We start from the raw sequence: 20,542 nt of genomic DNA, 5'->3' as shown, positions 1-20,542 counted from the left end.
GTCACATCAGGCCGGGGGCGTCAGCAACGCCACTGTCTCCATGTGGTGGGTGTGCGGATACAGGTCGAACGCCCGCAGCCCTGCGAGCGACCAGCCGCCCTGCTGGAAGTACCCCAGGTCCCGGGCGAACGACGCCGGATCGCAGGACACATAGGCGACCGCCCGCGGCCCCGCGGCCATCAATTGGCTGACCACGGCCTTGCCTGCGCCGGCGCGGGGCGGATCAAGCACGACGGCGTCGAAGTTGCGGGGCTTCTGGCGCAGCACGCGCTCCACGCGTCCCTGCACGATCTCCACTTGCGGCGCCCCGTGGAGGTTCTTCCGTGCATCGCGGCTGGTGCCGGGGGCACCTTCAACGGACAACACCGAACCGGTGACCCCGACGGCGTCCGCAAGGGCGGCGGTGAAAAGGCCCGCCCCGGCATACAGGTCGGCCACCACGGCACCCGGCTCAAGGTATCCGCCGTCGTGCAGGAATTCTTTGACCGCCCCGACGAGGGTGTCCGGCGCGTCCCGGTGGATCTGCCAAAAGCCCTCCCCCGTGACTCGGTACTCGTGGCCGGCGGCCGTCTCCTGGACCCAGGTGCGGCCGCGCAGCTGCAGGGCCTCGCCCTTGGCCGGATCGAAGCTAGCCACCGAGACGTCGTCGGGAAGCTGCGCCAGGATGCCGCTGAGGCGCTTTGTGCGGGTGCCTGCGGCAGGGGCCAGGAGCACCAGCGGGCGCGACCCGTTGGCGGGCGCCGCCACTTCCACGCGGTCGACGCCCTGGAGGTCGATGTCCCAGAGCCTGAGCTCGTTGATTCCGGGCACGGCCAGGGGCATCTCGCGGATGGCAATGACCTGATCGGAACGGTGGGCATGCATGCCCAGCTTCCCGGCGGGCGTCACGGCAAAACTTGCCCGCGTGCGCCAGCCGAGGCCGTCGCTGCCTGCCCCGACAGCTTCCACTTCCGTAACGCGTTCGACGCCGGCGAGCCGCTTCAGCTGTTCCGCCAGGACTTCGGCCTTGAGGCTGCGCTGGCGTTCCAGGGACACGTGGCCCAGTTCGGCGCCGCCCACCGGCGGGTGGCCGTGGGACCAGGCGCGCAGGGAATCCGCCACGCGCCAGAAATGGGGCACGCGGTCGGGTGACGCTTCGAGCACCTCGACGACGTCGGCGCGCCAGAACTTGGATTCCTCGCCGGCGTCGGTCAGCCGGATCCGGACTTTTTCGCCGGGAATGGCGTGCCGGACAAACACCACGCGGCCTTCGTGGCGTGCCACGCAGTGCCCGCCGTGGGCTATCGGCCCGACATCCACCACGAGGTCGGCATGCGTGCGGGTCTGGGTCTCGGCGTTCATTGGATATCCTGCAATTTCTTTGCTTCTTCGGACGATTTCAGTTGCCAGGGGACGCTGGCGACCATAACACCCGGCTCGAAGTGGAGGCGGGTTTTGATACGCAGGGCGGTCTGGTTGTGGACCAGCTGTTCCCACCACTTACCCACCACGTACTCGGGGATGTAGACCACGATGAGGTCGCGGGGCGAATCCCGCCGCATGTTCTTGACGTATTCCATGATGGGGGTCACCGTTTCCCGGTACGGGCTGGCGAGGACCGTCAGCGGCACCGGAATTTCCAGTTTCTCCCAGTCGGCGAGGGTGTGCGCGGTTTCTTCGGAGTTGATGTCCACCGTTATGGCGTCGAGCCGCGAGGGCCGGGACGCCCGCGCATAGGCCAGGGCCCGCAGGACGGGCTTGCGGACGTGGGACACCAGAAGCACGGCGTGGACCCGGGACGGCAAGGCACGCGGCGAGGAATCCTCGTCCACCGCCAGTTCCTTGGCCACGTTGTCGTAGTGCGCGCGGATGCTCCACATGATGAGGTACAGCACGAACATCGCGAGCAGCGCGATCCAGGCCCCCTGCTCGAATTTGGTGATCAGCACGATGGTCAGGACCAGGGCGGTCATGCCGAACCCGATCATGTTGATGGTGCGCGACTTGAGCATCCGGCGGCGAACGGTCTTGTCCCGCGCCAGTTTGAGTTCGCGCCCCCAGTGCCGGACCATGCCCAGCTGGCTTGCGGTGAAGGAGATGAAAACGCCGACGATGTAGAGCTGGATGAGCTTGGTGACGTCGGCGTTGAAGGCCAGGATGAGCACCAGGGCGCCTGCGGCGAGGGCCAGGACGCCGTTGCTGAAGGCCAGGCGGTCACCGCGCGTGCGCAGCTGGCGCGGGAGGTAGCCGTCCTGCGCGAGGATGGATCCGAGGACCGGAAAACCGTTGAAGGCTGTATTCGAGGCAAAAACCAGGATGACGCCGGTTGCGGCAACCACGATGTAGAACAGCACCGAGCCCGGTCCGAAGATGGTCTGGGCGATTTGGCTGATGGCCGGGCTCTGGATGTAGCCTTCCGGCAGCGGCTGCCCGTTGACCAGGAATTCCGTGGCCGGATCCAGCACAATGTGCACCTTGGTGGCGTTGGCGAGGTAGATGATGCCGGCGAGCATCGCGGAGGCGATGACGCCCAGCAGCAGCAGAGTGGTGGCGGCGTTCTTGCTCTTGGGTTTCTGGAAATTCGGAACACCGTTGCTGATGGCTTCCACACCGGTCAGGGCCGCGGCGCCCGAGGAGAACGCCCGGAGCAGCAGGAAGGCGCCGGCAAGCCCCACCAGCCCCTCATCGAACCCGGCCGCCGGAACTATCGTGAAGTTCGCGGACGGGGCCTCGCCCAGCTGGCCGGTCGCCGCCTGGAAGACGCCGACGGCGGTCATGCCCAGGATGGACGCCATGAAGATGTAGGTGGGAACGGCGAAGACGCTGCCGGCTTCCTTGATTCCCCGCAGGTTCACCAGCGCCAGGATGACTACGCCGATAGTGGCAATCAGTGCCTGCTGGCCGTGAAGCGAGGGGACCGCGGTGGTGAGGTAGGTTGCCGCGGACGACATCGAGACGGCAACCGTGAGTACGTAGTCAACCAGCAGCGCGGATGCCACGGTCAGTCCCGCGTGCTTGCCGAGGTTGACGTTGGCTATTTCGTAGTCGCCGCCGCCGGACGGGTAGGCGTGGACGTTCTGTCGGTAGGAGGCCACCACCGTGAGCAGCACCACCATGACGGCGAGGCCCACCCACGGTGAAAAGGCAACCGCGCTCACGCCCGCCAACGCCAGGGTCAGGAGGATTTCGTCGGGCGCGTAGGCCACCGAGGAGAGGGCATCTGAGGCGAAGACCGGAAGCGCGATCCGCTTCGGCAGCAGGGTGTGGGCTAGCCGGTCGTTCCGGAAGGGCCTCCCCACCAGCACCCGCTTCACGGCATTCAATATTGTCAGCACGATGTTTCCTCGAGACTACATAAGAGCTCCACTGCTATGGAGCACTGAAGCAACCCTACGACATTGCTCCGGCGTAAGCTCCGGCAGGTCGTCAACGACGCGGTCAATCATGGCCTGCATCTGGTCACGACTCAATGCGTACCTCCAAGTTGCGGTGCCACTCAAGGTGCTCGCCCTCCCACATCCACGGCACGACGGCCCAGCACGTGCGGCAGATGACCTTGGCCTCAGCGAGACCCTCGTCGTCCATAAACTGCTCGTCGCGACTCATGCCGCCACCAGCGTTGCCGTCAGTAGCTCGGCCTCCACGTGAGCGCCCCACTGAGATGCCATCGCATCCCCGATACCTTGGAACGTCCTGCTGCGTTCTTTCCAGCGATTCGGCCCCGGGCTCATCATGTGAACCTTGTGAGTCTCCGACTTCGGAAGTGTCTTGAACTGCTCATAGACGTTGTCGGTCGATTCGAGCGCCGGCAGATTCTTCAGTCGGAAGCCGGTTCGCTTCGTTTCGAGATGGCCGAACTGCCAGGGCTGCACGAACTGTGTCGCACGCCCATTGACCCGCTCGATGCCGTGACCATGCATGACCGGATTCTCGACTGCGATATGCGGGACATCCGCATTCCACAGCAGATTGAAGAAGTCGGCAGCTTCCTGCATGTTGGCCCAGCGCTCCGCGTCAGGGACGGGAGTGCGGCCAGTCAGTGGCTTGCCGGTAACCGCTAGGTGACTAGCCTTCTGCTCGGCCGTCCAATCCATATAGAGATGCTTGGCGCCAGAGTTGCTGAGATACGTGCATGGCGGGTGAGCCACCATCAAGTCCCAATCCTGCTCGAGCATGTCGCGGACATCTCCGACATAATGCTGCGCGCCTGAGCGCTCACTCTCCAGCAAATCGCAGGACCAGGCATCCCAGCCACGAGCCGCGAAGGCGTCGCGAACGACGCCACTATATTCGCAAGCCACCAAGATGCGTGGCCTGTAGGTCAACGCTGCGTCAGTCACGCAGTCCCCCTTTGGGCATAAGAAAAGCCGCCCTCTTCGAGGCGGCTCAAGTTGTATGTTGTTGTGGCCAAAGCTGCTCAGCAGCCCCTGGCCCGTCGCCGAAACGGCCGCCGCTCAGATAACTGCCGCGATTGACTTCACCCAGCAGCGCGACGAATCCCGCGCCCAGCTTCATCGCAACCACGCCAGCCAGCGGCGTGCTGCGAATGTCGGCCACGTCGCCCGTGCCCTTCAGCTTGCTCAGCCTGTTCAGCACGCCAACCATCAGCGTGGTGCCGGCAACCGGGTCGCCAGCCTCCCCTGCTAGATCGTCAACGCGAGACCAGATGTTGTCGTATTTGCCACTGGGGTCAGCGTCATGCAGATGCCCGAGTTGCTTGTCGCCGTAAGCCACCACCAAGTTGCCCCAGGTAGCCGCCCCCGTCTCGGGGTGAACTCCAGCAACTGCCTCCGAGTGAAGCGCAACCCCGACCCTCGCATCAGCTGCCCTACTCGACTTGCGAAGGGCCGTACTCAACTCAGCAGCATGGTCGCGGGTGATGGAGAGGCTGATCGACTCGGGACTAGGTAGTAGCCCTTCGATGACTGCCACGCCGCGACCGGCTGCGTACCTGCCACAGCCGTAGGCCAGCAGCATGCCGGCGGACAGGTCGGCACTCGGCTGGTACGCCAGCATCACGACCGGAGGATGCTCGATGCGAGCAGCTTCCTTGGAGATTTCGACGGCATTCGTCAGCAGATTCGCTAACGTGATCGGATTGATGGAGAGGCTGACGCTGGTCAATGAACGCCGTCAATCAGCGCATTGAACTCATCCCGCGACAGGCCGGCGGCTTGCGGCGGTAGCGAGGCGGCCAACTGCTTTTCGCAGTAGGCGTCGATGATCTCCATGGCGTCATCCGCCGACCCCTCGAAGCCGATGCGGAAGCCTTGGCCGTAGTTGATGACAACCATGCCGGTCGGCTTGCCGTCGAGGTCCATGTCGTCCTCGATGCCATGAATGGATGTCAGCGAGATGCGGGCACCCGGGAAGGCGATTAGGTCGTGGTAGCTCATGCGTCCACCAACTCGGCGTCGTGGCGAGCAGACAGCTGCTGCAGGGTGCCGTGCCACGAGTGGCCGGCCTGGTCACAGTCGTCGATGGTCATCGCCAGCTCGTAAGCAGACGGCGTCGCGATGTCCAAAATGATGAGCCAAGGCTCGATGCCCAGCAGTCGCGCCGGGTCGTCTTCGGTGAGCAGCTCGTCAATGATTAGCTCGAGCACGCGGTCATTGAGGGTTAGCATGCTGGCTTCGTCATTCAGCGGGCGGATGGCCCACTCGAAGGCGTCGAGGATGTCGCGGTCAGTGAACTGCAGTCGCGGGCTCATGCTGCTGCCTCGGGAGTGAACAGGAAGGTGACGTCCTGAAATCCGAGCTGCTTGATTGCCGTCGGCGAGACCGACTCATCGGCGCTGGCCTGCAGCGCTGCCTTGAGCTTCAGCAGATTGTCAGCCTGGCGATTCTCAGATGCAGGCGAGCCGGCGTTCGGTGCACAGTAGAACTTCAGCTGGTGATACCCGCCCTTGATGCCTGCGGGGACGTCGTCACTGGCGACGGGCTGCCCTGCGTCCAGGCGCTTGCGGATGATGGTGCTGAACTGGCGGAACCCTTCTGCATGATCTTCCAGCCACGCGTCGCGGGAGCCCTCCAGCTTCTCGTCGAGCTCCTCGGCGCGAGTAATGGCCTTGCCCTCCAAGTCGCGCAGCAGGTTGTCGATGCGAGTGATTAGGTCAGATGTCTTGAACTTCAAGGTGATTCTCCCCCTGCTTGATGTATTCGGTCGCGTCTAACGCGTCCAGCTCTTGGATGGTCAGCGCCCGCCAGGGGCGCCGCATGATCTCGGCTAGCGAAATGGTTGCCTGCGTGACATCGATGCTCACGGCCGCACCTTCACGAATCGCTTGAAGCTGGCGTCAATGAGGGTCGGCTTGCTTGGCGTGCCGTAACCCGATGAATTGCTGACGTCGACGCGCAGCTTCGTGGGCACGTCGGTCATGTAGTCAGAGCCCCGATATGCGGGCTTCTGGTGGGCCGGGACAATCTCGATGACGTAGCCGACGCGCAGGCCGCTGCTGCGGCCGTCAGTGGCTGCGTAGGCGATCTCGTCACCCTCTCGCACCATCTCGCCGCGAAGGTCAATTGCGTAGTCGTCCTGGCTCATCCCGTCACCGACTTGGCGTAGTTGACTGCCAACTGCTCAACCGCGAACTGCTTGAATTCCGAAGCGGTTAGCACATTCCAGATGCCACTCTTGGACTCCCAAACCGTTGCCCACGGTTTCTCATCAAGCAGCATGATCTACCTCCAACGAGTCGGCTACGTCCATGCCGATGTCGTTCGCAATGACCAGCGCGTCGGCTACTGCCGTGCGGCGGATGTCAATCGGATGGTCGGCCGGCACATGCAGCGTGTGGCCGCCGATGGAAAGCATGTAGGTGTTGCGGCCGTCGAACGCGACCGATTCGAGGTGGCCCATGACCGTGACCCCGTCAATGGACTTGGCTTGTGCGAGCTGCCCGACGTTTCTGAGCTGAATGCCCGAGGCGATGATCTTCATTTGATTCCCCAGTGGTTACGAAAAAGGGAGCCGCCTGAGTGCGACTCCCTGGTGTTACGTTGCTATTCGTGGCGGCAGCAGCATCTCGCTACCCCGCCGCTTTCTGTATCGACGATGGCGCCGCAAGCGGGCCACGTCACGTGATCTTCATGCTGCTGGCCATGAAAGTGGCCGCAATGGTTGCAGTGCCGCATCGTTGAGGCCTCTCGGCTACTTGTTGGCTTCGAGCCACTCGTTGAGATAGTCGCGCAACTGCTCAACCTCGAAGGCGTCGAGTATGGAGTAGCGACCTCTCGTGGATATCTCGAGGAAACCGTCGCCCGGCCATGCGTTGATGTCGCGACCCCGCAAGACCGTCACTTGATGCCCGTCACGTCGACAAACCTTGGCGCCTTGGTGTAGTTGGCGCGTTTCTTCGCTCGCTCCTGGCGGGTAAGTGACGTCCACTCGGCAACCGTCAACTCCCAGGCGCTGATGATCTTGAGCTCCAGAACCGACATCGGCTGCTCGGTTGCTGTCGGGCGCGGCCGGGACGGCCTGCGCCACAATGGGCTAGGCATCCGACTCCTCCTTGAAGTAGTCATGAAGCCGGCCAACGAAGTCGCGGACCTGTTCCAGCGTCCCGTCAACTCTCGCCGCGTCAACGATGCAGCTCAGCTGCAAGTGGCCATAGGCGCCCAGTTCATCGAAGCCGCGTACTGCGCCGTGAAGGAACGATGCCTGCTCGACGTTGTCCCAGTCGAAGAAGTGGCGGCCGAGCTCCCAGTGATTGATTTTCGTCGAGGTCTCAACCTCGATTGCCGCCGTCACTTACCCAGCTCGTAAATCTCGTCGCGGAGTATGGAGATGCGCTCTTTGCCGTTGGCAATGGCCGTTCCGGCCGCGTCCAGCTCCTTGAGCGCATCCGCGTAGCGCCCCAGGTCGGAGGCCAGCTTGTGTGTTGCCTTGTGAAGGTCGGCATACTTCCAGCCGATCAGCCACCAGTCGGGCTCGTTCTTTTGCTCGTCGATCATGGTCAAGCCGGTGTTTTCGTCCTGATTGCTCACTTGGCACCCCGCGTCTCGATGCCCTTGATGGCCTCGTCGATAGCCTCCCAGTCGACGGGCGCCGCTCCCTGCGGGTCCGGCGAGTAGAGGTAGTCAAGGAAGCCGGAGCGCGTCTGCGCTTCGTTGCGACGGTTAGCCTCGGCAGATACCTGCGCATAGGTCCCAACCAGTGGCCGGAATGCTGTCGGCACGAGCGGAAGCTCGTTCAGGCGGCCCTCATGCTCGGTCAGCTTGCCGAATGACTTGATGAGTCCGCGCCGTGACGCCGCCAACTCGTACACTGCCTCGCCCTTTGATTCGGGCGTCGGCTCAATTACTGCGTTCATGCTGCAATCCCCTCAATTGGAAACAACCAGGCTCTCGCCGTGGCCTTCGCTTGTTGCAATTCGTCACGCGACCATCCGAATCGGTCGCTCGTTACTGCTGGCAGCGGGCTGGTCATTCGGCGCTTGTCGGGCCTCGTGATTAGCTCGGCCAGCGGCGTGCGGCCACCGGCCTGAAGCCGGGCGTACTGCTTGCCGTCGACTTCCGCCGTCTCGTAGCCCTTGGCCTTCAAATCAATCGCCCGCGCCCCGGCACGAGTCACTACGCGCCCGACTTTCGTGACCTGGCCAATCAGAAACCAGTGACCGGGATACCGGCGCAGCTCCCGAATAACGCGGCTCAGTTGCCCCTGCTTACTGTGCTCGTCATACTCGCCGCCGAAGTCGCTTTGATACCCGTCAATCAGGCTCAGGACGCGCTTCTGTCGGCCGCTAAGCTGCTTCAAGCTTCTGCCCTCCGACCAGCCATTCGTAGGCTGTTACGCAGGCGTCTGACAGCTCGGCGATAGTCCATCCGAACTCGTCGCTCTTCAGCATCGGCAGCGGATCGTGGTAGCTGGTCGGCCTCTTGCGAGTGACCAAATCTGACAGCGGCAACCCGCTGGGATCAGCGAGCCGCCCGTAGATTTTATTGTTGACGGTCTCCGCCTCGAAGCCGTTCCTGCGCATGCTGCGCTTGTCGAGGCCGACGGTGATCGCGTTGCCCGTCTCTGTGTAGCGCATCACTTCGCCGACGATGAACCAGCGGCCAGGGTTAGCTTCCAGCCAGCCAGCTGCCAGCGTTGTAGCCTCCCCTGCTCCGCCGTCAGAGCGGCCCTCGTTATGGCCGGCAGCGCACTGCTCAACCAGCGACAGGATGCGGTAAGCCGTCACCTGACGACCTCAAACCAGTCGGCGGACTCGATCTTCATTCTTGCGGCCGGCGTGATGGTGCTGACGACCTTGGCCACCCAGTAGCCTTCTTCTTGCACGATGTAGCTAGCGGCATAACCCTTGACCTCTGCCAACTCGAGCCATTCGGGGAATGCCGGGCAGTTGCCACCAGGGCGGCGCGAGCGGAATGTGGTTGCGAATTTCATGACTGCGGCTCCGGTTCGTAAAGGACCGTTGCGGGGAGCGGAATGTCAACGCTATCCATCCAGATAGGGCCGGCGTTGTGGACCTCGCAGACGCTCGCCCACGGCTCAACATTGTCCCCATCGCTCACCCATGGCGTGCCATCCCGATCGAGGATGGCCGACTTCGCCGGCAGCGCGTCCAGCTCCTCGGCGGTCGTGATGGCGCGGGGCTTCCGGTAACCAGCGGCGAGGAGGTGTTCCGCGACCGCCTCCACGGGGGTGCCGCGCTTGATGCACGTCGTCGGTTCGTCGCTGGAATCGTTCTGGTTGTAGGAGAAATCGGCATCGCCTAGAGTGTCGGCCAAATCCTCAAACTGTTCGCCTCGGCTGCTCATGCCGCCGCCATCACAGCGTTGCTCTTGCAGGTCAACGGAGGCACCGGCTGGAAGTAACGCTCCAGCGTCGACTTGGCACTCATGTACTGGCCGACCAACCGCTCACCTTCCCGCTGATCGCGGTTGCGCTGCGCCTCGATGAGGAGCGCGTCTATGCGGTGAATCAGCGCCGTGTTGCGGGCGACAATCTCGCGGATGGCGGCAGAATGCTGCTGCTCTTTCCGAACTGCGTCCATGCTAAATCCGCTGCACTCAGCCTTTTTGCTGTAGGACGCGGCCTTCTTGCCGGGCTCACTGGTCAATCCCAGCATGCGCCTGGTCTGGCTGCGGATATTGCGAAGTACCCGGTTGTCCGACGGCGTCAGGCTAGTGAAGTATGGCGCTCCGTTTGGCAGGATGTATTTCACGTGGTCACTGCCAGTATGCCCTTCGCGGACAGCTCCAATCGAAGCCATGTACTCTTCTACTTCTCTTGACAAACTACTCATTTTGATAAGCTCCCCAGCTCTATCGGTGTGCGGCAATTTGCCGCCGTGCTGCGGAACGCGGACTGATTGCGCTCCGTGCAGTTGCTAGATGCCAGCCTCCGAATGGGCGGGTGGCATCTCGTAGGCCGCGCGAGAATCGAACTCGCCTCACTGCCGCCGTCGCGGCGTCCCGTCACCAGATGGGATAACGGCCTATCGCATGGCTAGAGCTCCATGCAAAATGCCACCCGGTTATGAGTGGCATTGATCCTGTTATGAAGTTGTTTTGATGGGCTACTCGTCGCAGCATCCGGCCGGGCCGAATGAGTATGCGGACTGTTTGCGCTTCGGGTCCCACATGACGGAGCAGTTCCCGTTTGAGCATGTTCGGCGCTCGACCCTCGCGTCCCGCTCGTCGAACCACGCGGACACTTCGGGGCTGTTTTCTCCGAATGGATTCTCGTCAGTGGGCGCAGGGCCGGGGAAATTGCGGATCAGGTCAAATAGGCGCCTGTCCTCGTTCCTTCGAACCCTCAGGTGGTCATACCGTCGCTTGCTCATGGAACCAGCACCCCTGCCAGCCAGATGACCGGAAGGCACAAGACGAATGCTGTGCAGCAGATCATGAACTGCTCCCAGCCGGCCCTACGCAATCCAGTCACTAGCCTTGGCCTCGCGCCATTCACGAGCCGCCTTCGACTCTGTGACCGGGTTATTGAGAACTGCTTGCAGGCTGGCGTGAAACTCCTTCTCCGGTTCATCGACGATCATCTCGACGGCAGCCTCAGCAGCCGCCAGCCATCCAGCTGCCGATTCGTTCGACTCAGCGTGCAAATCGAACTCGTAACCCCAGAGGCTCTTGGTGTGAGCCGCGTAGAGCCGCTGGGCTAGCTTGTCGATGTTGACCTGGCGCCATGTGGGCCGCTCGTATTCGGTCGGTTGGATCGTCATGCCGCTTCCTCCCTGATGCTGTAGTTATTGAGGCCCAACTGCTCTGCTACGCGCTCGGCGCGCTCCTTGCTGGCGAATACCGCGCCTACGGCAAAGTCGCGGCCGACGTCGATGATGAACACCGGGTTGCCGGGCGTCGGAGGATGCTGACGCGGCGTGCTGAGAATCTGCTGCTCGATCTCGTTCACGACTGGCCGCCGATCAATGCCAACAGCCGCTTGCCGTCGCCCTGATTGAATGACTCCCGAGCCGCTTCGCGCTCAGTCGGGCTCAGCCAGCCGAGGTCGGTCAGCCGGCTGAAAAGGATTGCGCGGCCGTCCATTGCGTCATCCGAGTCCGGGTTGAAGATGTCGTACTCAGTCGCCACGGTCTGGATGGTGGCCAGTGCGTCTTGAAGGTCAATGTCGATGGCCGCAAATGCGCCCATGGCTAGCTCTCTTTCGTTTCAGTTGCTTGTGCTACCGGCATTGCCAGCAGATGTGATTGATGGAGCGCTCGCGATTGTCGGCTTCGCGCTCGGCTTGGTAGTCGGCGCATGTTTTCTCGCCGTGAGTGTCTTCGCAGCGGTGGCAGTAACGCTCCGGTGGCATTACAGCCAGCCGCGTGAGTAGCCAAGCTGCAGCAACTGCCCGTAAGCGGCCACCGCGTCGGCCGGTGCCTTGGTTACGTCGATGCCCTGGAAGCCGTCGCCGTTGCGGCTAATCGCCCCGCAGACTGCAAACAACTCGTTGTAGCGTCGAATGTCGGCCACGAAGTGGGCCGGCGCAGCTAGTTGCAGCATCAGGACTCCTCCGCATTCAGCAACTCGGCGCGGGTCAGTGCGCCAGCTTCAGTCAGCCAGATCATGTCGCCGTTCTTGTCGCTGTAGTACTCGTAGGGGCCACCGACGCGGCCCTCAACATTCCGCAGTGCGAACCAGTTGCGCCGGCCGGACCCGTTGTTGCCGACGGTCCAGGAGGTTAGATTGCTCTGCCGCTCGATGTTCAGCGCCCGGTGTCGCTCTGTCAGGCTCTCTCTAGTGCTCATGCTGCTATCTCCAGTTCGGGTTGAATGTGCTCATGCCGACTGCCGTCGGCTACGCGGTGCAGGTAGTCCTGGTGCTCAGAAGTGGTTTCCCATACGCCGTCATTCCAGCGGTGCAACCACCACCAGCCGCGAGTTGGATGCTTGTCCAACAACTCCCACTGGCCAGCGCTTCCGCCGCTTAGGTTGCAGGCGACGGCCATGCCTGGCTTGATGTCCGCTGCTTTCAGTGCCATATCACGCCGCCTTTGCCGTTGTGAGCGCTTGAAACTCTTCGATTGTCCAGAGTCGCGGGCAGGCTTTTACGCGCCGTCTACCGCCGTTGCTGATGGTCGTTCGAGCCAGCGCCTTCAACAACTTGAGATCGTCGGTAACCGCTGCATTGAAGAACAGGCGAAAGCTGGTGCCGGGGATGGTGATTACGTGAGTGTGGCTGGCGTTCGGCTCCAGCTTGGCAACCGGGTGACCAAGTGGGGCGGACGCGGGACTGGTGTAATATCCATCGCGCTTAGTGTTCCAAGTGCTCATCGTTCCGACTCCTCTTCTAGCAATTCGATTAGCGGGCTCATGTCGGCCCGCAGTTGGTCTAGCACCTGGTCATATAGCCGCTGAGCTGCCTTGGCGCTGAAGCGGGTAGCGGCGTAGCTCCCGAGCTCTCTGCTCGGCATGCCGAATCCGTGGCGGCTTGCTGCGAATCCGCCCTCAAACCGCTCTTCAGAAGTGGAGAGGGTCACACGGTAGCTTTTTGACTCGGCGTCATGTCGCACGGAGAACGTCAGCTTGACGCCGTAGCCGCTGTCGTTCGGCGACTCGCCTAAGCGGTGGAATCCTTCGACGGCGCGGCCCTCAACTCTGGCGGTGCGGGCGAATGAAAGCAGGGCATTCAGCGCCTGCTGATGCACGTTCACCGGACCTGATCCTGATAGAACGCAATGCAGTCCGCGTTGCCGGGATCGGGCAGGCCTGCCCCATACAGCATGGTGGCGACGACTTCCAGGAGTCCGGCCGGGTCTTCCCACCTGTCGGCGGAGCCGAGGAGGATCGCGATGTTGCGGAGTGTGGCCGACTCGCGATCTAGTTGTGCGTCGGTGCGGTCGGGCCATGAGTTTCTAGTTGCCATGATGCTTGCCTCTCGTTTAATTGTCCCCACCCTGGGAACGACAAAGCCACCAGGCATTGCTGGTGGCTAAGTTGCTGCAAGGGTGCTGTTATGCCATATCGTCAAGCGCTTTCGCTGCACGTTCTCGCGACTCGGCGCCCTCGTAGACGAGCCGGCCCCGCTGCCATGCGTCAAACGTCTCTTGCGGCGCATAGCGGACTCGAATAGTGCCGAGTAGCCGCCCGTCGCGGTAGACGTTTGTTGTTGCGGGATCCTTGCTATCCGCGACTAGTTCAATGTTGCTCATGCTCTTACCTCTCCAAGAACTCGTACCGTTGTCAGTGGCAACAATGCGGCATCCGCGATTTGCTGCCAGCTACAGCCCTCTTCGAGGGCGGCGGCTATCTCTAGTCGCAGGTTGCCTGATGCGGCGTTGTCAGTGCTATCCAGCGGCTGATGGAAGCGGAACTGACGCCCTGCCGCCCGGAGGAATATCCAGGTGCTAGGCGTCATGCTGTGGCCCGCTCCGCTGCTTGCTCCCGGGCGATGAGCTCTAGCAGCTTGCTGTCATAGCTGCCGGCTTCGGTATCGCGAGGGTCCACAGTGTCCAGCCACTCTTCAGCCGCTGCCAGTGCCGCAGGGTAGCGGCGCTCCAGCTCGCCGGACGTTGCCCAGTGAGCCTCTCGCTGACTCTTGGTGTCCGTCCGGTAGTCCGTAGCCTGATAGCCGCGCAGATCGGCTATCAGGCTCTCCGTGGAGTAATCCTTGACCATCTCCCGCAGTCGCCTGCCAAGCTCGACGCCAAGTTCGACCATGACGCGGCTCTCGGCTTCGTCGCGGTTCGGCTTGGTGTCCAGGTCATCAGCCGCCTGCATCAGCATGCCTAGTGGCATGGCGCGGACCTTGGCAGTCAGTTGGGCTCTAAGGGTTGCTGAGTTGCTCATGGCCTATGCCTCTTCCAGGTTGTCGGCGAGCCACGTTGTGGCCAGCGCTTGCAGTTGCTTGGTGGTCAGGTAGACGGGCTGGAATGACGTAGCCGCCTGCAGTCGGTTGTCTGTGATTGTGTCGATCTCCACGCCGGTATCGTCCAGCGTGATGTAGACGCGGGCTCCGCGCTGCTGGAATGTGTAGCCGCCGCTGTGCTTGATTGTCGGTAGCGGGGTGAAGTGGCCTTGAACTCGCTTGCTCATTGTCTTGCCTCTCAGTTGCTTGGTTGCTTAGTTGATTGGCCGGTATGCCATGCCTAGCGAGGGGACGCGGAGCGTCCCACTCCCAAAGCAAGATGCACCGGAGCTATGCCCGCTGCGCTGCGACCATGTGGAATGCATGGAAGAGGCCGGGGAAGTTGTTGGATTCAATGGCGAAGTATCCGGGCGTGAACTGCGGAGCGCTGCCCTCGTATGCGGCGAAGTACTCCGGGGCCGTTGTGAACTGGCCGCTAGGTGCGGGCTCAGTGGGGAACCTGTTGCGGTAGGAGTCCCACGCGTCCGCTTCCAGCTGCGCAACAGTCAAGCCGCGCACTCCGCTGGGCTCGGAAGCGGTGGACTCCGCTACGCTCTCGGCTATCGGCGCGGCTGCTGTAGCGGAGGGAATCAAGCTGCCCGCTAACAACAGCAGGGCGACCAGGATAGCCGCCAGCGATGCGCAGTTGACCTGCTCGCGGCGGTTCATGCCGTCACCATGTCAATGCTGTAGACGGCGCCGGCGACTGTGACTGATTCGCCCGGCTTGATCTTGCAGGCTGTCTGCGCGGTGCGCTTGTCGCCGTATCCGTTGTCGTAGATCGAGTAGCTAAGGAACAGCTGCGCGTCTCTCAACGTCGGGTGAACATGTTCAATGACGCGGCCCGAAGGGTGCGCGGCTGTCAATCTAAGTGCTTTCGTTGCCATGGTGCTTGCCTCTCGTTGTGATCGACTGATCGATCAGTGGAAGTCAAAATAAGAGGAGGGCCGCATTGCTACGGCCCTCCTGGTGAGTATTGACTGATGAATGTTAGCCACGTAACAAATAGCTGCGCGGCCTTTGAATTGAGTTCATTGTTTGCCTATTCAGTTGTTATTCAGTTGTGGTTATGCAAGCGACTAGTCGCCGTGCCGCGTCCTGGCTAAGTGAGGCCAGCTACTCAATCCCGAGACCGGGGAGAGACGAAGTCTGAATTGACGGGCTACCAATTATGAAGTTATGTCAATGACAAGTCATTGATGTGTAATTCGGTGAATTGAATGCGACAGACAATGTTTACTGCCCTGCATTCAATTCGAATTCTAATTTCACTGCCGATCAAATCCCTTTACCTAATTCTGTAACATGTCCGCTTTATCGCGACTATTCTCATGTCCCTGGAATCGTGCAACTCATGTAGCCTTTATCCGCTCTTCAGCGTGGGCCGGAGTCGTATCTTCGATTTGATCCGTTGATTATTTAGTTCTCAAACAACCTGCCGTTTCAGTTCCGCTTATCCCTGGGGACTTGCTTTCCTGCCGGCCTTACCTGTCTAACTGTAATCGATTGATCGATCACCGTCAACCTGGCTGCTTCGCTTAGCTGGAGAGTTTGGCTGTTAGCCCTTAGCTACCTGCTTCGCTTGGCTTGTTCCTGCCCTGCTGATAACTCCACTGTAGTCGATTGATCGATCACTGTCTAGTGGCTGAGCACGAGAGTTGAAAACTAGGCAGCTCACTGATCGATCAATAGCCTAGTTCCGCGTTACGCTGGTGTCATGGAACCTACAGAAGTGGCACAACTGATAGCCAAGACTGGGCTACAGAAGAAGGAGATAAGCGAGCTACTCGACATACCGCCGGCTACTCTCAACCGTTACAAGAATGGCGTGGGCCACATGCCAGAGGAGAAGCTAGAGGAGCTGCGTAAGCTGGCCGGCGGAGCCAGGCCAGCGCTTAGGGCGCTGGGCACACGTAAGCCAGCTGCAGCTGTACTAGCAGAGGTGCCAGCTACGGCCCTGATAGAGGAGCTGGCAAGGCGTGCGCGTGCCGGGCGTATCAGTGAGCCTGGTGCTGGCAGCTTAGATGCACGTCGTCCACTTAGGGCGGTGGCGTTCACTGATGTTGCCGACGACTAGACCCGGGCCGTTGCCGGCCACCATCCAACCAGCCACATGAGGCGAGCTACTAACACCAACGTAGCTCGCCTCTTCTATGCCCACTGCGTGCCTCCCTGCCGCGTGCGGATAGCAAAGTGGCACCCACTCCCACACTGCCACTGCCAGGCGCTTAGAGGGGCTGTTGCGGGCTTCTCAGCGGCAATTGCGTGGCAGGGGGTGGGGGGAGCCCCCCGAGCGCGCCGGCGCCCCTCCCCGGGCGTCACAGCGCCTGACTGATTGTACGGGTTCCAGAGTCTGCGAACTGAGCGCCTCGACCCCCATTCCGGCACTCACTCCCAGCTTATGGCTGCGAGGCTGCGAGAGGTGGTGTAGAACGCCGCTGAGCTACCAGTGAGCGCAGTACTAGAACTCCTTTGGGCAGGCAGTGGACGCAGCGTAGTCGATGATCGCGTCCTGATCGGCGGACGACAGCTTGGATTCGCTGGCTCGTACCGCCATCTTGTCGATGGCCTTCTCGTCGCTCATCTTCGCCAGGTCAGAGCACAGCTGGTCGGCCATTGCCCGGCCTTCTGCGGCGCTAACGGAGGTCACGTGCAGCGCAGGCGCCGCCTTCGGCGCGCTGCAGGCAGAGAGGCAGCAGGCGGCCAGCAGGAGTGTCGCAGCGGCGGTCGACGAGAGGCGTTTCATGGGCTGATCGTAGCCTATACTCAACCGTTACCAACTCGTTACATTGGTTGATGTCGGGTTTCCCAGAAAATGACTCCCTTATCCGAGTAGAGAGTAAGTAGTTAAGAGAGTTGCGAGTTGCCAGCAAGGTTCAGCAGGCGGTGGGCGAAGCCCACTAAGCCTGTCTGCTTGTTGAGTTCAACAGAGTAACTAGCTAGCCCTTCAAGCCTCCGGGCTTCGCCCTCGGCTTGAAGCTACTGCTGACTGATTATCAGACCTCAGCCATTGCGAGTTGATTTGTCCTCGCCCATCGACCGCTTGCCTTGTCAGGGGCAAGAGCCTGCAGACGGATTGATCCCCGTCGTGGCAGGCATTTTTCATGTCCTACTGACATAGGAGATTCAATGACCTTTGCCCTTAATGACAGCCGACTACCTGCCCGCTTCTGGAAGAAAATCTCCCTGGCGCCAGGCGGATGCTGGCTCGTAACGAGGGGCCTGAATGGCCATGGCTACGGTCAGATATCCATCGACCGAATGGCATGGTATACGCACAGACTGGCCTACGAGATGCTGGTAGGGCCAATCCCCGATGGACTCTACATCGACCACCTTTGCCGCAATCGGGCGTGCTGCAACCCGGCCCACCTCGAGGCTGTAACGAACGGCGATAACGTCCCGCGAGGCGAGGCGCCGTCAGCGAAGTTTGCACGAGCCACCCATTGCATCCATGGCCACGAGTTCACTGATGACAACCTCGTAAAGTCGAAACTCCCCCATCGGGCATGCCGGACATGCTCGCTTGGCTACTGGGCCGCCGCAAACGCCCGCCGCAAGGCGGAGCGAGGGGCGCTAGCACTAGCCTGCTAAATCACCACCGCCGACTCAACCCCTCGGGGCCGTCGGCCCACCTAACCCGTCAGCGGGTTGATTCCCTGCTCAATGCTTGCTGGACCGGCGCCCTCTCCGCCGCAGCTTCCCAGGCATGTTGGTTGAATCCCCGCTGACGTTTACCAGCCAGCGCCACATGGGCGGCCGTAGAGCCGCGTCCATAGCCTGGTTGCCCCATCCCGTAGGAGTGACTGCGGAGCAGCGCAATGAGGCGTGCTCACCGGCTCCTACGGGTCTGAATTGACCGGCACCTCTGCCCAGCAAAGCGACTCGTCGCAACGCTGGTGCAAGCGCATGGCCGTCAAGGCCGGAGTAGCTAACCGGGACCGGGTCACACGATGCTGTCGCGTGGGTCTTCGGTCGACAGCGAGCTGAATGAGGCGCCACCAGGCGCTTGGCATATGCGCCCGGGTTCGAGTCCCGGGCAGCTCACGCTTGGGCGAAGGTGACGATGCCCATGGGAAGCACAAATGAGCGTGCGAAGGGTGACGACCCGAGTTCCCGAAAATAAGTGTCGCGGTAGAGGTTGCGTCCGAACCAGCGGGCAAGTTCCGGGTGCAACTCCCGGCAACCTTACGAACGCCATGCTCAAAGGCGTGCCACGCCGGCAACGGTTCCAGATGTGGCGAATATATGAGCGATAGCGAACGAGCTCCCTGGAGGTCACTATCTCCCGCGCAGGGTCACGCGCAATGGGCTCGCCGTGAGGCGCCTACTGAGCCGGCAAGTCACCGCGACCTGAAATCGCGTTGATGATACTACCGGCTTCCATTCTTTTGAGAGGGAATTAGAAGTGTTGACTTACAAATTCATTTGGTGGTTCGCAATTGCCTATTTCAAGGTGCAATTGAAGCGACTCTTCCGCATCAAATAGATTCACAATTCGCTTGAGAGGGCGGCAATTGACTACTGAACGACGCACAATAGAATTCCACGAAGCATTCGGGCATCCGGTACGCAGCAATCCCACGACGCTTTCTCGCGAAGAGGCCACGCTTGCGCTGGCCTTGATCGAGGAGGAGTTCTGGGAGCTGGCCGAGGCGCTATTCCCGAATGCCAAGGGCATCTACCTGGCCAGCCACGAGGATCACGAGACGCTTTCCGGCGAACTCGCGCTTTACCCCCACGCTTACAAGTACGAGCCGGACCTCATCGAGTCGGCCGACGCAGTCGCCGACCTCGACGTTGTCATCAACGGCTTCGGCATTCGCTCCGGCCTCGACATGCAGTCACTGAGCCGCGAGGTGTTCACCAGCAACATGAGCAAGCTCGATGCCGACGGCAAGCCGATCTACCATCCCAATGGCAAGATCGCGAAGAGCGACCTCTTCAAGCAGCCGAACATCGCAGCGGCCCTCGGCCTGGTGAACGCATGATCGCCCCGAGCGTGGGTCGCATCGTCCACTACCACTCCTACGGGACGCCGGGCGGAGAGTATCTGCCAGAGCCTCGCGCGGCCATCGTGACCGCCGTCAAGCGAGTTGACCGCAGCGGCGGAGCGCCGCCCATTTGGCACGCCTCCCTCGCTGTCCTGAATCCGACCGGCATGTTCTTCAGCGAGAACGTCTGGCACTCGGAAGAACCGAAGCCTGGCCACTGGTCCTGGCCACCCCGCGCCGTCGCAGCCGTATGAGCGACTCCGCGCCCCGAAGGCAGATCGTCCTCGTCACCGAGGGTGGCGCCGTCATAGGGCCATATGAGGTGACGCAGCTCGAGCAGTATCGGGTCGGCGTTGACATCGACCAAGTCACAGTGACCGTCAAGGGCGCTGATTGAGCTTCGAGCACTACCTCGCGGCATCGAACCAGTCTTGCCACTGGGCAAGCTCTCGCTGCGCCGCTAAGCGCCTACCAGTGTTCCACCGGGGCATGTAGCCGGGTGGCGCCAGTGGAGGTCCGCCATGGTCGCCCCTGTCGCTCGTAGTTGTCGTCATGAAGCGCACGAAAAGTAGGGCGACCAGCCCAATTAGCGCGAGCTGCCAGTTCGCAAGCAGCAGCCAGAGCACTGGTAGCACCACAAAAAGCGCTATGAGAAACATGGCGCAACTATTCCACAAGCACCGCCCCGCACCAAGGGCTCTATGCCCGAGGAGGGCTCACTTGTCTCCAATTGTCATCTACTCCAAGAAGCCGTGCGTCCAATGCACTGCTGTCTTCCGCTCCTTTGACAAGGCCGGCGTGGAGTACGAAGTACGCAACCTGCCTGATTACCTCGATGAGCTTGAAGCCTTCAAGGCCGCTGGCCTGATGCAGGCGCCCATCGTCGAATCCCCCCATGTCGAAACGTTCTCTGGCAACAACATCAACCTTGTCAAGGAGATTATCGCGGCCGTCAAGGCCGCCGAGGAGCCCAGTGAGTGAATCGACCACGGAAGTCCTGATCGTCGACAACATGCACGAAGCCAGGCTGTATCGGGACCAGTTCTCCACCCGACAGGTCGTCCCGTCGCGCATGGCCAGTCAGCGACTGCGCGGCTGCCGGCTTGAAGCGATCCATATCTCCGAACTCGTCGCCCATCGCGGAGTGACCCTCGATGCCGACAAGGCCATTGCTTATCACATCGAGCTTGGTGCAGAAGTGCGGTACGCGCACCCCGACAGGTGAGTGGCGGGTGGGCTGGCTCCGACCGCAAGAGCAGGCTGCCG

Annotated in this window: 42 protein-coding genes and 1 tRNA gene; 6 read left to right on the top strand and 37 right to left on the bottom strand. The window is 61.6% G+C overall.

Going from position 1 to position 20,542, the window contains the following annotated elements:
* Positions 1–6: 6 nt before the first annotated feature.
* From AC07YR_RS04280 to AC07YR_RS04105, 36 genes are all read right to left on the bottom strand, one after another.
* Positions 7–1,341 carry a class I SAM-dependent RNA methyltransferase gene (locus tag AC07YR_RS04280; protein WP_494733172.1) on the bottom strand — a complete coding sequence of 445 codons (1,335 nt, stop codon included), beginning with the start codon at positions 1,339–1,341 and terminating at the stop codon, positions 7–9.
* The gene (locus AC07YR_RS04275; RefSeq protein WP_494733171.1) at positions 1,338–3,314 is read right to left on the bottom strand and encodes an APC family permease; all 1,977 of its coding nucleotides are present in this window, start codon (positions 3,312–3,314) and stop codon (positions 1,338–1,340) included. Before AC07YR_RS04275 ends, AC07YR_RS04280 begins: the two co-directional genes overlap by 4 nt.
* A 124-nt stretch (positions 3,315–3,438) precedes the next feature.
* Complete coding sequence (locus AC07YR_RS04270; protein WP_494733170.1) at positions 3,439–3,564, bottom strand: hypothetical protein; 126 nt, start codon at positions 3,562–3,564, stop codon at positions 3,439–3,441.
* A 17-nt stretch (positions 3,565–3,581) separates the two neighbouring features.
* Entirely contained in the window at positions 3,582–4,319 is a 738-nt protein-coding gene (locus AC07YR_RS04265) for a hypothetical protein (protein WP_494733169.1), read from the bottom strand.
* Between the two features lie 46 nt (positions 4,320–4,365).
* Positions 4,366–5,103, bottom strand: a complete 738-nt coding sequence (locus AC07YR_RS04260) for a hypothetical protein (protein WP_494733168.1) — start codon at positions 5,101–5,103, stop codon at positions 4,366–4,368.
* Entirely contained in the window at positions 5,100–5,375 is a 276-nt protein-coding gene (locus tag AC07YR_RS04255; RefSeq protein ID WP_494733167.1) for a hypothetical protein, read from the bottom strand. The genes AC07YR_RS04260 and AC07YR_RS04255 overlap by 4 nt, the downstream gene beginning before the upstream one ends.
* Positions 5,372–5,689, bottom strand: a complete 318-nt coding sequence (locus AC07YR_RS04250) for a hypothetical protein (RefSeq protein WP_494733166.1) — start codon at positions 5,687–5,689, stop codon at positions 5,372–5,374. Before AC07YR_RS04250 ends, AC07YR_RS04255 begins: the two co-directional genes overlap by 4 nt.
* Positions 5,686–6,111 (bottom strand): hypothetical protein, encoded by a 426-nt coding sequence (locus tag AC07YR_RS04245; RefSeq protein WP_494733165.1) that lies wholly within the window; start codon positions 6,109–6,111, stop codon positions 5,686–5,688. The genes AC07YR_RS04250 and AC07YR_RS04245 overlap by 4 nt, the downstream gene beginning before the upstream one ends.
* Positions 6,092–6,241 carry a hypothetical protein gene (locus tag AC07YR_RS04240; protein ID WP_494733164.1) on the bottom strand — a complete coding sequence of 50 codons (150 nt, stop codon included), beginning with the start codon at positions 6,239–6,241 and terminating at the stop codon, positions 6,092–6,094. The genes AC07YR_RS04245 and AC07YR_RS04240 overlap by 20 nt, the downstream gene beginning before the upstream one ends.
* Positions 6,238–6,522: a hypothetical protein gene (locus AC07YR_RS04235; RefSeq protein WP_494733163.1), complete on the bottom strand. Its 285-nt coding sequence runs from the start codon at positions 6,520–6,522 to the stop codon at positions 6,238–6,240. The genes AC07YR_RS04240 and AC07YR_RS04235 overlap by 4 nt, the downstream gene beginning before the upstream one ends.
* Positions 6,519–6,656 (bottom strand): hypothetical protein, encoded by a 138-nt coding sequence (locus AC07YR_RS04230; protein WP_494733162.1) that lies wholly within the window; start codon positions 6,654–6,656, stop codon positions 6,519–6,521. The genes AC07YR_RS04235 and AC07YR_RS04230 overlap by 4 nt, the downstream gene beginning before the upstream one ends.
* Positions 6,646–6,918: a hypothetical protein gene (locus AC07YR_RS04225; RefSeq protein WP_494733161.1), complete on the bottom strand. Its 273-nt coding sequence runs from the start codon at positions 6,916–6,918 to the stop codon at positions 6,646–6,648. The genes AC07YR_RS04230 and AC07YR_RS04225 overlap by 11 nt, the downstream gene beginning before the upstream one ends.
* 356 nt (positions 6,919–7,274) lie before the next feature.
* On the bottom strand, positions 7,275–7,478 hold the full coding sequence (locus AC07YR_RS04220) for a hypothetical protein (RefSeq protein WP_494733160.1): 204 nt from the start codon (positions 7,476–7,478) through the stop codon (positions 7,275–7,277).
* On the bottom strand, positions 7,471–7,728 hold the full coding sequence (locus AC07YR_RS04215) for a hypothetical protein (protein ID WP_494733159.1): 258 nt from the start codon (positions 7,726–7,728) through the stop codon (positions 7,471–7,473). Before AC07YR_RS04215 ends, AC07YR_RS04220 begins: the two co-directional genes overlap by 8 nt.
* A complete protein-coding gene (locus AC07YR_RS04210) occupies positions 7,725–7,964 on the bottom strand; it encodes a hypothetical protein (RefSeq protein WP_494733158.1) in 240 nt (79 codons plus the stop codon). The genes AC07YR_RS04215 and AC07YR_RS04210 overlap by 4 nt, the downstream gene beginning before the upstream one ends.
* Complete coding sequence (locus AC07YR_RS04205) at positions 7,961–8,290, bottom strand: hypothetical protein (protein ID WP_494733157.1); 330 nt, start codon at positions 8,288–8,290, stop codon at positions 7,961–7,963. The genes AC07YR_RS04210 and AC07YR_RS04205 overlap by 4 nt, the downstream gene beginning before the upstream one ends.
* Entirely contained in the window at positions 8,287–8,733 is a 447-nt protein-coding gene (locus AC07YR_RS04200) for a hypothetical protein (protein ID WP_494733156.1), read from the bottom strand. Before AC07YR_RS04200 ends, AC07YR_RS04205 begins: the two co-directional genes overlap by 4 nt.
* A complete protein-coding gene (locus tag AC07YR_RS04195; protein WP_494733155.1) occupies positions 8,720–9,160 on the bottom strand; it encodes a hypothetical protein in 441 nt (146 codons plus the stop codon). Before AC07YR_RS04195 ends, AC07YR_RS04200 begins: the two co-directional genes overlap by 14 nt.
* Positions 9,157–9,366: a hypothetical protein gene (locus AC07YR_RS04190; protein WP_494733154.1), complete on the bottom strand. Its 210-nt coding sequence runs from the start codon at positions 9,364–9,366 to the stop codon at positions 9,157–9,159. The genes AC07YR_RS04195 and AC07YR_RS04190 overlap by 4 nt, the downstream gene beginning before the upstream one ends.
* Entirely contained in the window at positions 9,363–9,740 is a 378-nt protein-coding gene (locus tag AC07YR_RS04185; protein WP_494733153.1) for a hypothetical protein, read from the bottom strand. Before AC07YR_RS04185 ends, AC07YR_RS04190 begins: the two co-directional genes overlap by 4 nt.
* A complete protein-coding gene (locus AC07YR_RS04180) occupies positions 9,737–10,195 on the bottom strand; it encodes a hypothetical protein (RefSeq protein WP_494733152.1) in 459 nt (152 codons plus the stop codon). Before AC07YR_RS04180 ends, AC07YR_RS04185 begins: the two co-directional genes overlap by 4 nt.
* Before the next feature lie 154 nt (positions 10,196–10,349).
* A tRNA-OTHER gene (locus AC07YR_RS04175) sits at positions 10,350–10,422 on the bottom strand.
* A 430-nt stretch (positions 10,423–10,852) separates the two neighbouring features.
* The gene (locus AC07YR_RS04170) at positions 10,853–11,158 is read right to left on the bottom strand and encodes a hypothetical protein (RefSeq protein ID WP_494733151.1); all 306 of its coding nucleotides are present in this window, start codon (positions 11,156–11,158) and stop codon (positions 10,853–10,855) included.
* Positions 11,155–11,346: a hypothetical protein gene (locus AC07YR_RS04165; protein ID WP_494733150.1), complete on the bottom strand. Its 192-nt coding sequence runs from the start codon at positions 11,344–11,346 to the stop codon at positions 11,155–11,157. Before AC07YR_RS04165 ends, AC07YR_RS04170 begins: the two co-directional genes overlap by 4 nt.
* A complete protein-coding gene (locus AC07YR_RS04160) occupies positions 11,343–11,585 on the bottom strand; it encodes a hypothetical protein (RefSeq protein ID WP_494733149.1) in 243 nt (80 codons plus the stop codon). The genes AC07YR_RS04165 and AC07YR_RS04160 overlap by 4 nt, the downstream gene beginning before the upstream one ends.
* A gap of 162 nt (positions 11,586–11,747) precedes the next feature.
* Entirely contained in the window at positions 11,748–11,939 is a 192-nt protein-coding gene (locus tag AC07YR_RS04155) for a hypothetical protein (RefSeq protein WP_494733148.1), read from the bottom strand.
* Positions 11,939–12,184, bottom strand: a complete 246-nt coding sequence (locus AC07YR_RS04150) for a hypothetical protein (RefSeq protein ID WP_494733147.1) — start codon at positions 12,182–12,184, stop codon at positions 11,939–11,941. Before AC07YR_RS04150 ends, AC07YR_RS04155 begins: the two co-directional genes overlap by 1 nt.
* Entirely contained in the window at positions 12,181–12,417 is a 237-nt protein-coding gene (locus AC07YR_RS04145) for a hypothetical protein (protein WP_494733146.1), read from the bottom strand. Before AC07YR_RS04145 ends, AC07YR_RS04150 begins: the two co-directional genes overlap by 4 nt.
* A 1-nt stretch (position 12,418) precedes the next feature.
* On the bottom strand, positions 12,419–12,709 hold the full coding sequence (locus tag AC07YR_RS04140) for a hypothetical protein (protein ID WP_494733145.1): 291 nt from the start codon (positions 12,707–12,709) through the stop codon (positions 12,419–12,421).
* Positions 12,706–13,089 (bottom strand): hypothetical protein, encoded by a 384-nt coding sequence (locus AC07YR_RS04135; RefSeq protein WP_494733144.1) that lies wholly within the window; start codon positions 13,087–13,089, stop codon positions 12,706–12,708. The genes AC07YR_RS04140 and AC07YR_RS04135 overlap by 4 nt, the downstream gene beginning before the upstream one ends.
* On the bottom strand, positions 13,086–13,301 hold the full coding sequence (locus AC07YR_RS04130) for a hypothetical protein (RefSeq protein ID WP_494733143.1): 216 nt from the start codon (positions 13,299–13,301) through the stop codon (positions 13,086–13,088). The genes AC07YR_RS04135 and AC07YR_RS04130 overlap by 4 nt, the downstream gene beginning before the upstream one ends.
* A gap of 88 nt (positions 13,302–13,389) precedes the next feature.
* Positions 13,390–13,587 carry a hypothetical protein gene (locus AC07YR_RS04125; protein WP_494733142.1) on the bottom strand — a complete coding sequence of 66 codons (198 nt, stop codon included), beginning with the start codon at positions 13,585–13,587 and terminating at the stop codon, positions 13,390–13,392.
* 202 nt (positions 13,588–13,789) lie between these two features.
* Positions 13,790–14,224 (bottom strand): hypothetical protein, encoded by a 435-nt coding sequence (locus tag AC07YR_RS04120; protein WP_494733141.1) that lies wholly within the window; start codon positions 14,222–14,224, stop codon positions 13,790–13,792.
* Between the two features lie 3 nt (positions 14,225–14,227).
* On the bottom strand, positions 14,228–14,470 hold the full coding sequence (locus AC07YR_RS04115) for a hypothetical protein (protein ID WP_494733140.1): 243 nt from the start codon (positions 14,468–14,470) through the stop codon (positions 14,228–14,230).
* A gap of 103 nt (positions 14,471–14,573) precedes the next feature.
* Positions 14,574–14,951 (bottom strand): hypothetical protein, encoded by a 378-nt coding sequence (locus AC07YR_RS04110; protein WP_494733139.1) that lies wholly within the window; start codon positions 14,949–14,951, stop codon positions 14,574–14,576.
* On the bottom strand, positions 14,948–15,169 hold the full coding sequence (locus AC07YR_RS04105; protein WP_494733138.1) for a hypothetical protein: 222 nt from the start codon (positions 15,167–15,169) through the stop codon (positions 14,948–14,950). The genes AC07YR_RS04110 and AC07YR_RS04105 overlap by 4 nt, the downstream gene beginning before the upstream one ends.
* An 830-nt stretch (positions 15,170–15,999) precedes the next feature.
* Here AC07YR_RS04105 and AC07YR_RS04100 point away from each other — a divergent pair.
* Positions 16,000–16,359: a hypothetical protein gene (locus tag AC07YR_RS04100; protein WP_494733137.1), complete on the top strand. Its 360-nt coding sequence runs from the start codon at positions 16,000–16,002 to the stop codon at positions 16,357–16,359.
* Positions 16,360–16,743: 384 nt separating this feature from the next.
* Here AC07YR_RS04100 and AC07YR_RS04095 read toward each other — a convergent pair whose 3' ends face one another.
* Complete coding sequence (locus AC07YR_RS04095; RefSeq protein WP_494733136.1) at positions 16,744–17,028, bottom strand: hypothetical protein; 285 nt, start codon at positions 17,026–17,028, stop codon at positions 16,744–16,746.
* A gap of 383 nt (positions 17,029–17,411) precedes the next feature.
* On the opposite strand from AC07YR_RS04095, the gene AC07YR_RS04090 reads away from it, so the two are divergent.
* The 5 genes from AC07YR_RS04090 (at position 17,412) to AC07YR_RS04070 (ending at position 20,501) form a co-directional block, all read left to right on the top strand.
* Positions 17,412–17,876, top strand: a complete 465-nt coding sequence (locus AC07YR_RS04090; RefSeq protein WP_494733135.1) for an HNH endonuclease signature motif containing protein — start codon at positions 17,412–17,414, stop codon at positions 17,874–17,876.
* 923 nt (positions 17,877–18,799) lie between these two features.
* Positions 18,800–19,273: a pyrophosphohydrolase domain-containing protein gene (locus AC07YR_RS04085; RefSeq protein ID WP_494733134.1), complete on the top strand. Its 474-nt coding sequence runs from the start codon at positions 18,800–18,802 to the stop codon at positions 19,271–19,273.
* On the top strand, positions 19,270–19,530 hold the full coding sequence (locus AC07YR_RS04080) for a hypothetical protein (RefSeq protein ID WP_494733133.1): 261 nt from the start codon (positions 19,270–19,272) through the stop codon (positions 19,528–19,530). The genes AC07YR_RS04085 and AC07YR_RS04080 overlap by 4 nt, the downstream gene beginning before the upstream one ends.
* Positions 19,531–19,996: 466 nt before the next feature.
* A complete protein-coding gene (locus AC07YR_RS04075) occupies positions 19,997–20,257 on the top strand; it encodes a glutaredoxin domain-containing protein (protein ID WP_494733132.1) in 261 nt (86 codons plus the stop codon).
* Complete coding sequence (locus tag AC07YR_RS04070; RefSeq protein WP_494733131.1) at positions 20,250–20,501, top strand: hypothetical protein; 252 nt, start codon at positions 20,250–20,252, stop codon at positions 20,499–20,501. Before AC07YR_RS04075 ends, AC07YR_RS04070 begins: the two co-directional genes overlap by 8 nt.
* The last annotated feature ends 41 nt before the right edge of the window (positions 20,502–20,542 follow it).

Source organism: Arthrobacter sp. GW460-12-1-14-TSB2 (genome assembly GCF_059423525.1).
This window is presented reverse-complemented; position numbering and strand designations above follow the sequence as displayed.

Bases quoted from the DNA above. Each gene is read 5' to 3' on its own strand.
- AC07YR_RS04100 (WP_494733137.1), top strand. From the start codon at position 16,000: ATGGAACCTACAGAAGTGGCACAACTGATAGCCAAGACTGGGCTACAG.
- AC07YR_RS04255 (WP_494733167.1), bottom strand. From the start codon at position 5,375: ATGAGCTACCACGACCTAATCGCCTTCCCGGGTGCCCGCATCTCGCTG.
- AC07YR_RS04170 (WP_494733151.1), bottom strand. From the start codon at position 11,158: ATGACGATCCAACCGACCGAATACGAGCGGCCCACATGGCGCCAGGTC.
- AC07YR_RS04250 (WP_494733166.1), bottom strand. From the start codon at position 5,689: ATGAGCCCGCGACTGCAGTTCACTGACCGCGACATCCTCGACGCCTTC.
- AC07YR_RS04225 (WP_494733161.1), bottom strand. From the start codon at position 6,918: ATGAAGATCATCGCCTCGGGCATTCAGCTCAGAAACGTCGGGCAGCTC.
- AC07YR_RS04110 (WP_494733139.1), bottom strand. From the start codon at position 14,951: ATGAACCGCCGCGAGCAGGTCAACTGCGCATCGCTGGCGGCTATCCTG.
- AC07YR_RS04145 (WP_494733146.1), bottom strand. From the start codon at position 12,417: ATGGCACTGAAAGCAGCGGACATCAAGCCAGGCATGGCCGTCGCCTGC.
- AC07YR_RS04090 (WP_494733135.1), top strand. From the start codon at position 17,412: ATGACCTTTGCCCTTAATGACAGCCGACTACCTGCCCGCTTCTGGAAG.
- AC07YR_RS04230 (WP_494733162.1), bottom strand. From the start codon at position 6,656: ATGCTGCTTGATGAGAAACCGTGGGCAACGGTTTGGGAGTCCAAGAGT.
- AC07YR_RS04205 (WP_494733157.1), bottom strand. From the start codon at position 8,290: ATGAACGCAGTAATTGAGCCGACGCCCGAATCAAAGGGCGAGGCAGTG.
- AC07YR_RS04190 (WP_494733154.1), bottom strand. From the start codon at position 9,366: ATGAAATTCGCAACCACATTCCGCTCGCGCCGCCCTGGTGGCAACTGC.
- AC07YR_RS04140 (WP_494733145.1), bottom strand. From the start codon at position 12,709: ATGAGCACTTGGAACACTAAGCGCGATGGATATTACACCAGTCCCGCG.
- AC07YR_RS04160 (WP_494733149.1), bottom strand. From the start codon at position 11,585: ATGGGCGCATTTGCGGCCATCGACATTGACCTTCAAGACGCACTGGCC.
- AC07YR_RS04095 (WP_494733136.1), bottom strand. From the start codon at position 17,028: ATGAAACGCCTCTCGTCGACCGCCGCTGCGACACTCCTGCTGGCCGCC.
- AC07YR_RS04185 (WP_494733153.1), bottom strand. From the start codon at position 9,740: ATGAGCAGCCGAGGCGAACAGTTTGAGGATTTGGCCGACACTCTAGGC.
- AC07YR_RS04115 (WP_494733140.1), bottom strand. From the start codon at position 14,470: ATGAGCAAGCGAGTTCAAGGCCACTTCACCCCGCTACCGACAATCAAG.
- AC07YR_RS04270 (WP_494733170.1), bottom strand. From the start codon at position 3,564: ATGGACGACGAGGGTCTCGCTGAGGCCAAGGTCATCTGCCGCACGTGC.
- AC07YR_RS04105 (WP_494733138.1), bottom strand. From the start codon at position 15,169: ATGGCAACGAAAGCACTTAGATTGACAGCCGCGCACCCTTCGGGCCGC.
- AC07YR_RS04130 (WP_494733143.1), bottom strand. From the start codon at position 13,301: ATGGCAACTAGAAACTCATGGCCCGACCGCACCGACGCACAACTAGAT.
- AC07YR_RS04120 (WP_494733141.1), bottom strand. From the start codon at position 14,224: ATGAGCAACTCAGCAACCCTTAGAGCCCAACTGACTGCCAAGGTCCGC.
- AC07YR_RS04125 (WP_494733142.1), bottom strand. From the start codon at position 13,587: ATGAGCAACATTGAACTAGTCGCGGATAGCAAGGATCCCGCAACAACA.
- AC07YR_RS04150 (WP_494733147.1), bottom strand. From the start codon at position 12,184: ATGAGCACTAGAGAGAGCCTGACAGAGCGACACCGGGCGCTGAACATC.
- AC07YR_RS04280 (WP_494733172.1), bottom strand. From the start codon at position 1,341: ATGAACGCCGAGACCCAGACCCGCACGCATGCCGACCTCGTGGTGGAT.
- AC07YR_RS04180 (WP_494733152.1), bottom strand. From the start codon at position 10,195: ATGGCTTCGATTGGAGCTGTCCGCGAAGGGCATACTGGCAGTGACCAC.
- AC07YR_RS04220 (WP_494733160.1), bottom strand. From the start codon at position 7,478: ATGCCTAGCCCATTGTGGCGCAGGCCGTCCCGGCCGCGCCCGACAGCA.
- AC07YR_RS04080 (WP_494733133.1), top strand. From the start codon at position 19,270: ATGATCGCCCCGAGCGTGGGTCGCATCGTCCACTACCACTCCTACGGG.
- AC07YR_RS04155 (WP_494733148.1), bottom strand. From the start codon at position 11,939: ATGCTGCAACTAGCTGCGCCGGCCCACTTCGTGGCCGACATTCGACGC.
- AC07YR_RS04235 (WP_494733163.1), bottom strand. From the start codon at position 6,522: ATGAGCCAGGACGACTACGCAATTGACCTTCGCGGCGAGATGGTGCGA.